11 protein-coding genes are annotated in these 8,545 nt (G+C 65.7%); 2 read left to right on the top strand and 9 right to left on the bottom strand.

Annotation, left to right across the window (positions count from 1 at the left end; all coding sequences use genetic code 11):
- Nucleotides 1-12: 12 nt before the first annotated feature.
- From HOV91_RS28595 to HOV91_RS28625, 7 genes are all read right to left on the bottom strand, one after another.
- Nucleotides 13-2,049, bottom strand: a complete 2,037-nt coding sequence (locus HOV91_RS28595) for a type IV secretory system conjugative DNA transfer family protein (protein WP_174188470.1) — start codon at nt 2,047-2,049, stop codon at nt 13-15.
- A complete protein-coding gene (locus HOV91_RS28600) occupies nt 2,046-3,143 on the bottom strand; it encodes a hypothetical protein (RefSeq protein ID WP_174188471.1) in 1,098 nt (365 codons plus the stop codon). The genes HOV91_RS28595 and HOV91_RS28600 overlap by 4 nt, the downstream gene beginning before the upstream one ends.
- Nucleotides 3,140-4,021 (bottom strand): helix-turn-helix domain-containing protein, encoded by an 882-nt coding sequence (locus HOV91_RS28605; protein ID WP_174188472.1) that lies wholly within the window; start codon nt 4,019-4,021, stop codon nt 3,140-3,142. Before HOV91_RS28605 ends, HOV91_RS28600 begins: the two co-directional genes overlap by 4 nt.
- A 65-nt stretch (nt 4,022-4,086) precedes the next feature.
- Nucleotides 4,087-4,428 carry a hypothetical protein gene (locus tag HOV91_RS28610; protein WP_174188473.1) on the bottom strand — a complete coding sequence of 114 codons (342 nt, stop codon included), beginning with the start codon at nt 4,426-4,428 and terminating at the stop codon, nt 4,087-4,089.
- Nucleotides 4,425-4,787, bottom strand: coding sequence for a hypothetical protein (locus HOV91_RS28615; RefSeq protein ID WP_174188474.1), 363 nt, complete (start codon nt 4,785-4,787; stop codon nt 4,425-4,427). Before HOV91_RS28615 ends, HOV91_RS28610 begins: the two co-directional genes overlap by 4 nt.
- A gap of 145 nt (nt 4,788-4,932) precedes the next feature.
- Nucleotides 4,933-5,097: a hypothetical protein gene (locus HOV91_RS28620; RefSeq protein WP_246351054.1), complete on the bottom strand. Its 165-nt coding sequence runs from the start codon at nt 5,095-5,097 to the stop codon at nt 4,933-4,935.
- 104 nt (nt 5,098-5,201) lie between these two features.
- On the bottom strand, nt 5,202-5,417 hold the full coding sequence (locus HOV91_RS28625; protein ID WP_174188476.1) for a helix-turn-helix domain-containing protein: 216 nt from the start codon (nt 5,415-5,417) through the stop codon (nt 5,202-5,204).
- 149 nt (nt 5,418-5,566) lie between these two features.
- On the opposite strand from HOV91_RS28625, the gene HOV91_RS28630 reads away from it, so the two are divergent.
- Both HOV91_RS28630 and HOV91_RS28635 read left to right on the top strand, forming a co-directional pair.
- A complete protein-coding gene (locus HOV91_RS28630; protein ID WP_174188477.1) occupies nt 5,567-6,331 on the top strand; it encodes an excisionase family DNA-binding protein in 765 nt (254 codons plus the stop codon).
- Nucleotides 6,332-6,335: 4 nt separating this feature from the next.
- A complete protein-coding gene (locus tag HOV91_RS28635; protein WP_174188478.1) occupies nt 6,336-6,806 on the top strand; it encodes an NUDIX hydrolase in 471 nt (156 codons plus the stop codon).
- On the opposite strand, the gene HOV91_RS28640 is transcribed toward HOV91_RS28635, so the two are convergent.
- Nucleotides 6,794-7,354, bottom strand: a complete 561-nt coding sequence (locus HOV91_RS28640) for an HD domain-containing protein (protein WP_312884803.1) — start codon at nt 7,352-7,354, stop codon at nt 6,794-6,796. The two genes, HOV91_RS28635 and HOV91_RS28640, sit on opposite strands and share 13 nt — an antisense overlap.
- A gap of 152 nt (nt 7,355-7,506) precedes the next feature.
- Nucleotides 7,507-8,439, bottom strand: a complete 933-nt coding sequence (locus HOV91_RS28645; protein WP_174188479.1) for a tyrosine-type recombinase/integrase — start codon at nt 8,437-8,439, stop codon at nt 7,507-7,509.
- Between the last annotated feature and the right edge of the window lie 106 nt (nt 8,440-8,545).

Here is an 8,545-nt window from a genome sequence, read left to right on the forward strand (position 1 = left end):
CGGACGACAGGGTCAGGCGACGGCGGTGTCGCCTGAGATTTGGGGCTTGCCGCCGGACTTGGCTTCAGCGGCGGCGGCTTCGGCGGCCGGTGTGCCCGGCAGCGGGGTGAGTTCGGTGTGTTTGACTTGCACGATGTGGCCCCATTGGGCGCGGCGGCCGCGGCCGTAGACGAATTCGCCGGTTTCCAGCTGCCGCAGCACATCCGGGCTGATCAGCCACTTCTCACCGATCGAGACCTGGCCTTCGTCGCCGGTGCGCTGCCCCTTGATCAGATGGCGGCTCGGCAGCATTCCGTGCACGGAGCCGAGGTGTTCGCACAGGTCGCCGGCGTTCTCGTTGTAGCCGAGGATCAACCCACCCGCGCACGCCTTCAGCAGCCGCTTCAGGCTCCACTCATCCCGCGCCAGCCCTTCCTGGGACTGGGCGGCGAACATCAACGCCACCCCCTGGGAGCGGCCGCGTTCGCACACGTCGACCAGCCCGATCGAGCCTTGTTCGGTGGTGGTCGCGGAAACCTCGTCGATGATCATCGTCACCGAGCGGCGCTGGTCCTTGGCGGTGCGCCCGGCGCGCAGCATGACCATGCGCAGGATCGCGGCGACCTGGGCTCGGGCGGCGTCCTTATCCAAGCCGGGCACGGTCACATACAGCACGTCGAGGTCGTCGAGGCTTTTGCCGCCGTCGAACACCATGTGCCCGTGCTGGTCCTGCAACAGATCGAACAAGTTGCTGGCTTTGATCAGCGCGTCATCCAGCTGCGGCACCTTCTCCGCCTGCAACGCGGCGATCATCCGCTTCACATCCGGAGCACCACCCCACAGGTCCAGCAGCACATCGGCGTTCAACCGCGCCAAAAACTCCGCCGACGACTGGGGCGGCCCGACCGGCGCGTTCACCACGAGAGAGACGATGCGGCGGCGCATCTCATCGAAATGCTGGCCCTCGCTGGTCGTGGCCTGCCCGGCGTTCAGCAGATCGCCGACCACGCCCCACATGTCGCGCGCCGACAGCGGCTTCCACAGCTCCAGCCGATCCCCACCCGGCCGCACGACCGCGATACGGGCAGGGTCGATGGCCTTGCCCACGGCGATGTCGCGGATCTCGCGGCCGAGTTCCTCGTCGTCGAGGCCGCCCTTGCAGGAGATGAGCACCTGCAACGGACGCGGGTACTTGACCCGCATTCCGGGGACGTCTTTCCAGGTCTGCCAGCGGGTCCACTCGTATTCGAGCATCCCGGCGAAATACCGTTTGATCAGCTCGGTCTTGCCGCCACCGGTCGTGGCGACCACGGCGAGGTGGCGGCGAGCCTGCTTGTGCGGGATCACCATCCACTGCTGATGCCGCGCACTCAATTCCTGCCACAACCCGGGTGTCTTCGCGGTCGTGGTGTTCGCCAGCGGGCCGAGCACGATCCCCGACGCCACCGTGTAGGGAGCGCCCAGCTTCGCCGTGGCGGCGGCTCGGGCGAACTGGCGGGCCAGCATCGCGTCCTTCACCCGCTCCGTACGACCGAGGCTCTTCAGCCCGACGGTGTGGGTCTTATGCACGAACTTCGCCCACACATACGTGGCGGTCAACGCGGCGAACGGCACACCGAGCGCGAGCATCATCCGCAATCCCGACCAGTCACCGTCGGCGAGCTGGGCCGCGCCGGACCACAACAGGGAGGCGGGCGTGGTCCAGGAACCGCCAGCCAACGCCGACGTGGCGGGCAACAGCAGAGAGGCGATGGCGAAGTTCCGCAACCGGTGCGGCGCCAGCGGCCACCGCGCCGCGACCGCGACGATCATGACCAGCATGGCCACGATCACCAGACCACACACCGTCGCCGTCGCCGCGACATCACCAACCGCCGACAAGTCCGGAAGGTCGATGCCGTCGAGCTGGCGGATCGGCGGCTTCTCGGGGTGAATCCCGATCGGCGGCGGCGGGTCCTGCACGACCATCGGCGGCGGCCCCTGGCTGATCGAGGGCGCGGCCGGAGTCGCGGTGTGGAAGGGGTCGCAGTCGTCGGGAGTGAGGATCGGGGTGCAATGCGGGTTGCTCATGATGCTGCTTCCTGAGGGAGATGAATGAGGGTGCGGCGACGGCGCCGGTTGGGGCTTTGCTGCTTGGCGGCTTCACGCATCGCGGCATACCTGGGCAGGAACTTCGCCCACTCGCTGTCGAAGTCACGGATCACCAGATCCAAGGCGAGATCGCCGAATTCGTTGTCGGGCAATCTCTCCGATGCAGCGGTGACGTTGTTATAGACGGCGGGGGTGCGGCACAGGTACAGCACGCCGACCATCGCTTCTTCGCGGCTGTCGCGGGCGGCGCGGATCGCGCCTCGCAGCGCGATATCCATGTACTCGGGGTCCTTCTTCGACAACTCGACCTCGACTGCCCACCAGCCGTGGCGGCCCTTCACCACCCCGAGGAATCGGCCGTCGTGCACGTGCGGGCGACCCAACCGCGGCTCCCGGCCGGTGGACACCTCCACCTCGCCGGTCTTGGGCTTGCCGGTGGCGGTCGCGCCGACCCGGTGCCGCAATACGCGTTCCGACACCCACAGCTGCGGGTCGGAGCCGACGAGCATGATCCGGGCTTGGGCCACCGCGCGGTAGTGCTCGGCCAGGCCCAACGGCGGGTGCCAGTCGGAGGGGCGCCATCCGAGGTAGCGGGCGGCGGTTACCCGCGTCGGGACCACCCACTTCTCCCCGGCCTGGACGTCTTCCAGTTCGTAGATGCGGCCTTCGGCGTGCAACTGCTTGGCCAGGCTGTAGACGTGGTTGCGCTCCATGCCCAGAAACCAGCCCAACACGTCCAGCTGCATGCCGTGCATGTCCACCGACCCGCGCAACGCCTGCGTCTTGCGCGGCGTCGACCGGCTCACCCGCTCACCGCGCAGCAAGTCCTGAACGGTGGTGCGCGGCAACCCGACCCGGCGGGCGATCTCGGCCTGACTGACCTCCCGGGCCCGCAACGCCGCGACCTCACCGAGGACCTGCTCGACCCGCCGTGCCCGCAGACCGAGCGTGCGGACGATCTGCTGATACGTGACACCACTCGCGCGCAGTCCAGCGATGATCTGATCGCGATAGTCGAACTCCAACCCCGCGTAGCGATCCGGCCGCGCCGCCGCCTTCGTGTTGTGGTTCATCGGGTTCGCTCCCTTCGATAGGTCGGGGCCGCGCGGCGGCCGGCGATATCACGGCGCGCCTGCACGGCGACCTCGCCCATGACCTCGATCTCCGAATCCCGCTGCACAGCTGCCGGTTCCGTAGTTGTCGCTTCGCTGCGGTCCCGGACGACGGTTCGTGCCGTGATCCCGAGTCGCTCGGCGATCTGATCGGCCGACAGCCCTTGCGCGGTCAGCGCCGCGACCTGCTCCCGGCGCGCGTCACGGCGTTCCGTCCTCGTCGGCGGTGTCCACCGCCCCCGCTGCGGCCGACCGCGCGGGTCGTCCAGGGCGGTTTCGTCCCACTCGAACGGCAACGCCCATCCCCGCTTGCGGCCGTAGTCACGGGCCCGCTGCGACGGCCCCGGGGTCAGCTGCAACCGGTCGAACAGCGCCTTGATCGCACGCTCCCGCTTAGCCGAGATGGTCTGACCGGTGTGGTCGACCGGCAGGCGACGCTGCACCAACGCCGCGAACGTCGCGTGACTGGGATCGATCCCCAACTCCCGCGCCAGATTCGATTGCGGGTAGCCGAACGCCACCAACGCCTGCACCCGACGACGAGCCCCGACGATCGGCACCCGCGCGTTCCCCTCAGCGACATCCGCGACGCGTTCGGGGACCTCGACGGCGAGAAGGGCGCGTTCGATGTCGGCGCTGATGCGTTCGGTGTCCGGACGGGTGACGTTCACAACCGTGGCCTTGGAGACCCCGGCCAACGCCGCCACATGCGCCTTGCGCAACCCTGCGCCCAGCAACCGCTCGACATGCGCCCGCGCCTCGTCGGCCCCGACGCGTGGCTGCCAGCGGCCGTAGGCCATCTGGCGACGCCGCAACCGGTTGTAGGCAGGCGAACACAAACCCCGCCCCTCAGACCCGGGACCGCCACACCCGCACGGGCACGACGGGAACCGACCCACGGCACTCACCGCGCCACCCCGTCGGGCAGCTGCGACCGCGGCACACACGAACCCGTCGGCTCCGGCGGAACCCCGGCGTCCACCGGGCGGCAGATGTTTGGCGACGGCACGTAGTCCTGATGATCGATCCACGCCGCGGTGCACCCGCCCATCCCGATAAGCAGCAGCACACCGAACGCGGCCACCTGCACCATCGGCGGCAACAACCCCAGCGGGGCGAACACCGCGCTCGTGCCGGTGAACTCCGGACCGGCCATCGAATGCAACGGGTTGTGTCCACCACGGCGGTCGAAATGGGTAACCGTGTACCCCTGTGCAGGCGGGTCCTGCCGCCACGGCGCCGTCACCGCGACCGCCCCCGCTCAACCCGCGACCGGTCGGCCTGCTCACGTTCGGGCTGCGGGTACTCACGCACCTTCGCCGCCAGCTCCCGCGCCGGCCGAAGGGTGTACTTGACCGTCCCGGCCATGTCGTTGGCCGCGTAACCAAGCCTCTTTGCCGTGTACTTGACGTTGACCTCGCCGTACTCGTCGTACGACCACGGCTGGTCGCCCGGCTTGTCGTACCGCTCCGCGTGCGCCTCCAACGCCTGATAGCGGGCCTGCAACGCAACCGTCCGCTGCTGCAACAACTCCTGCGCACGGATGACCGCGTCCAACTCGTCCAACAGGTCAGCCGGATCGTGCAACGGCTCATTCGCGCTCATCGCCGAACCCCCCACCGCCGCGACGACCGCCACAACGCGACCCCACCGAGCACCATCACCGTGAACGCGACCACTTCCGGGTGGGCCAGCGTCAGGAACCCGACCGACACCGCAGCCACAGCGAAACCAAATGTTCGAACGCGCATCACGAATCACCGCCCTTGCGGTTCGGATCACGACGGCGACGAGCCTGCGCCGACTTCAGCGCGAGCCGGGTGTAGTGCGCCTTGCGCGCCTGCGCCGACCGATAGGCGCGCTCCTCAGGACTGAGCAACCCGTCCGGATCAACCAGACGGTCGAACTTCGTCAACAAGGCATCGCGTGCCTTCGCGGTCCGCGCAGCGCGATTAGCGGTCTTGGCCCACGACTCATGGGCCGCAATCCGTGCCCGCAAAGTCCTCTCAGTTGGGGTACTCATGCCAAACCACCCGCATTGAGCGGTTGAGCCAGCTCCAGCAACTCGCGGCGGCTGACGTACAGCAGTCGCGGCCCGCGGCGGTAGCCGCTCAGGAGGTCGAGACTGATCCAGCGCCGGATAGTCTTCGGATGCACGCCACCCGCGAGCGCTGCCGCGTCTCGCAAAGTGATCAGATCGGAGGGCAATGCGCCCGCACCTCGGTCCGTCCTCATGTGTCACCTCTCGGGTTGAATCGACTGGACTTGTTGGGACACAGTCAGATTCACAGCGACAGGTGGGACGTCATCATGCCCGAGCGGTACTTGTATGGACGTCTTTGGACATCTAAGATGTCTATAGACGTCCCAGAATGGGGGAGCCGATGACCAACGACCGACTGCGTGACGCACTGCTTCGAAACGGGTTAACTCCCCAGACTGCGGCAGAAGCACTGAGGGTCAGCACGAAGACCGTCGAACGGTGGGTGAGAAATGGGCGAATCCCTTATCCGCGACATCGGTTTGAGATCGCAGCTCTCGTAAAGGAATCCGAATCATTCCTCTGGCCCGAGGCAAGCACGCCGGAGCGAGTGGCCGAGGTTGCCAGTTCGGAGGTGGTGGCGATGTACCCCCATCGGCATGAGGTTCCGCGTGACCTGTGGCTCAAACTGTTCGACCAGACGACAGAGCAACTGGACATCCTTGTGTACGCGGGGATGTTCCTTACCGACGACACCGCGCTGCTCACACAGCTCCAGCAGAAGGCACGCCGCGGAACCAGTGTTCGGATAATGCTGGGTGATCCGCGATGCGCTGAGGTGAAGCGTCGGACAGAGGAAGAACAAATCGGGAAGGGCGCCATCGCTGCGAAGATCCGCAATGTGCTGGCGTTCTTCAAGCCCGTCATCCACGAACCAGGAATCGAATTCCGGCTGCACAAAACCACGCTGTACAACTCGATCTACCGGTTCGATAGTCAGATGATTGTGAACATGCACGTGCACGGCCGCATGGCTCCGCAGGCGCCAGCGATGCACATCCGTCAACTGTCTGAGGGTAGCCTCTTCGATGTCTACACCCAGAGCTTCAATGACATATGGCGGATGTCGAAGCCGTACGTGCCACCGAGAGACGAAGTGGATGCGTGATCAGATGAGTCGTATCGAGTACTACAACGATCCGAGCGCACCTGCGCCGAACAGCATCGTCGCGGCCGCGACGGCATTCGTCCTCAATGAGCGCGATCAGGTACTACTCATTCAGCGAAGCGACAACGGCCTGTGGTCGATCCCGGGTGGTGGCCAAGACTTCGGAGAGTTCATCGCCCAAACCGCAGTCAGAGAGACTTTCGAGGAGACTGGTGTAGAGATTCGAATCACGGGCCTCGTTGGCATCTATACCGACCCCCAGCACGTCATGGCATACTCGGACGGGGAAGTGCGGCAGCAGTTCTCCATCTGCCTTCGCGGCGTGCCCACAGGCGGCGTCTTACACACCAGTCTTGAGTCACCATCGGTTAGATGGGTCGCGCGCGACGACCTGGATTCGCTGGAGATCCACCCATCGATTCGCCTGCGGATCGACCATGGCTACGCGCGACGGGCCGAGCCCTACATAGGCTGAAGGCTGTGGATTCTTTCCTCGGTCCGCCTCACGGACTCGAGAAGTTCAGGGGTCGCCTGCTCGATGAACTCGAAGACCACACTTCCCTTGCCGTACCGATGGAGGATCTCGGCAAGTCTGCCCTCGATCGACACTTGCTCCCCGGTGGGATTTGTGGTCATGTCGCAGTACCAGAGCGCGTCCCTCAGGGCAGAACGCTCGTCCGGGAATTGCTCCAGCTCGGCGTCAAGTGATCGAAGTCGAGCTTCTCGGATAGCACAGGAGTGGCGCGCGACGAGGGCACACAGCCGTGGATCCCATCCTTCAGCTGCCAGGAACTCGGCACCGTCGAGTGGGTGGAAGCCTGTTGTCGCCAGCTTCGGCGAATAGCCGATGTCGTGGAGCCAACACGCTGCAACCAGGATGCCTCCCTCGTCACCGAACGCCGATGCAATCCGAGCGCCCTGCCGGGCGACGCCGGAGACGTGCATCCAGCGTCGAGGTAGCTGCTCCGCGAGGTAGTCACGCGCGAGCGCCTGAGCCTCATCGACGATTCTTTTACTATCCACGACCCTGACGTTACAGATCCGAGGCAACGACAACTGTCAGACCGTAGTGCCATCGGTGGCAAAAGATACTGTTCTAGCCGGAGCGGGCTCACTGCGGGATATCGACCGGGCACAGCGTTCGATACCTGCTGGCCAGAGACCGCCTCGGGGCCCTACAGTTTGTCTCCAAGGCGCGCTCGACGATGCGCTGCTTTCGCGCGCTCGTCGGCTACGGACTTGCCGTAGCGGTCAAGCATCTGACGGGAGCGCCAACCTGCCAGCATCATCAGGTCCTGCTCCTGACCGCCGTTGGCGAGCCAGTTGTGAGCGAACCAGTGGCGCAGCATGTGCGGGTGAATGTGGTCGATGCCCGCGGCCTCGGCGCGGCGTTCCAGCATCTGCCGTATGCCGTGGTCGGTCATAGGTCCCTGCCGCCCGAGCCACAGCCGGTCGCTCTTCTTCGCGAATTGATGTTGGTTGCGGGCCCGCAGGTACCGGCGCAGCGCGATGCGTGTCTTGTCGCCGAACGGTGACGATCGCGGCCGGCCTCCCTTGCCGACAACCAGCGCGCTGTTCTCCTCGAAGTCAAGATCGTCCAGACCAAGGTTGGCGACCTCGCCGCAGCGACACCCCGTGTCGGCGAACAGACGGATGATCGCGTTGTCCCGCCGCGAATCGAAGTCGGTCCCGGCGCACTGGTCGAGCAGGGCACGCAGGGATTCGAGACTCGGTACCGGCACGAGCTTGTCCGGAGCGTCCGGCAGGCTCAGCTTGTCGAACGGGTCGGATTCGATGATCTCTTCGGCCGCAAGGTATTTGAAGAACTGTTGAAGGCTCCGATACTGGCTGCGCGCGTACTGCGGGGACAGCGGCTCACCAGTCCGCCGGTTCGTCCTCGACAGCAGTGTCTCGATGTACCCGCCGATGTGGTCACGGGTGATATCGGGCGCGTCCGTCGGCAGAGCCTCGGAGATCAGGTAGTCAGCGAAGTAGCCGATGTGGACGAGGTAGACCTCGATCGTCTTCTTGGCGCGGTTCTTCCTCCGCAACTCCGTCGCGAAGTCGTCTCGCAACTCGCGGATATCGTCCAGCGAAGCGGTCCCCATCGCCCGATGCTACCGCAATAATCTATTCGTGGACGAGCGCTGTTCTAGATCGAAACCTCTCCAGAAAAGCAAAAACCCCCTGCTCAGAGGGGGTATGTGGGGCGGG

Source organism: Nocardia barduliensis, assembly GCF_013315795.1.
In the GTDB taxonomy this organism is placed as follows: domain Bacteria; phylum Actinomycetota; class Actinomycetes; order Mycobacteriales; family Mycobacteriaceae; genus Nocardia; species Nocardia barduliensis.

Excerpts from the sequence above, each read along its gene's own strand:
- HOV91_RS28595 (WP_174188470.1), bottom strand. The coding sequence starts at position 2,049 with ATGAGCAACCCGCATTGCACCCCGATCCTCACTCCCGACGACTGCGAC.
- HOV91_RS28600 (WP_174188471.1), bottom strand. The coding sequence starts at position 3,143 with ATGAACCACAACACGAAGGCGGCGGCGCGGCCGGATCGCTACGCGGGG.
- HOV91_RS28615 (WP_174188474.1), bottom strand. The coding sequence starts at position 4,787 with ATGAGCGCGAATGAGCCGTTGCACGATCCGGCTGACCTGTTGGACGAG.
- HOV91_RS28625 (WP_174188476.1), bottom strand. The coding sequence starts at position 5,417 with ATGAGGACGGACCGAGGTGCGGGCGCATTGCCCTCCGATCTGATCACT.
- HOV91_RS28630 (WP_174188477.1), top strand. The coding sequence starts at position 5,567 with ATGACCAACGACCGACTGCGTGACGCACTGCTTCGAAACGGGTTAACT.
- HOV91_RS28635 (WP_174188478.1), top strand. The coding sequence starts at position 6,336 with ATGAGTCGTATCGAGTACTACAACGATCCGAGCGCACCTGCGCCGAAC.
- HOV91_RS28645 (WP_174188479.1), bottom strand. The coding sequence starts at position 8,439 with ATGGGGACCGCTTCGCTGGACGATATCCGCGAGTTGCGAGACGACTTC.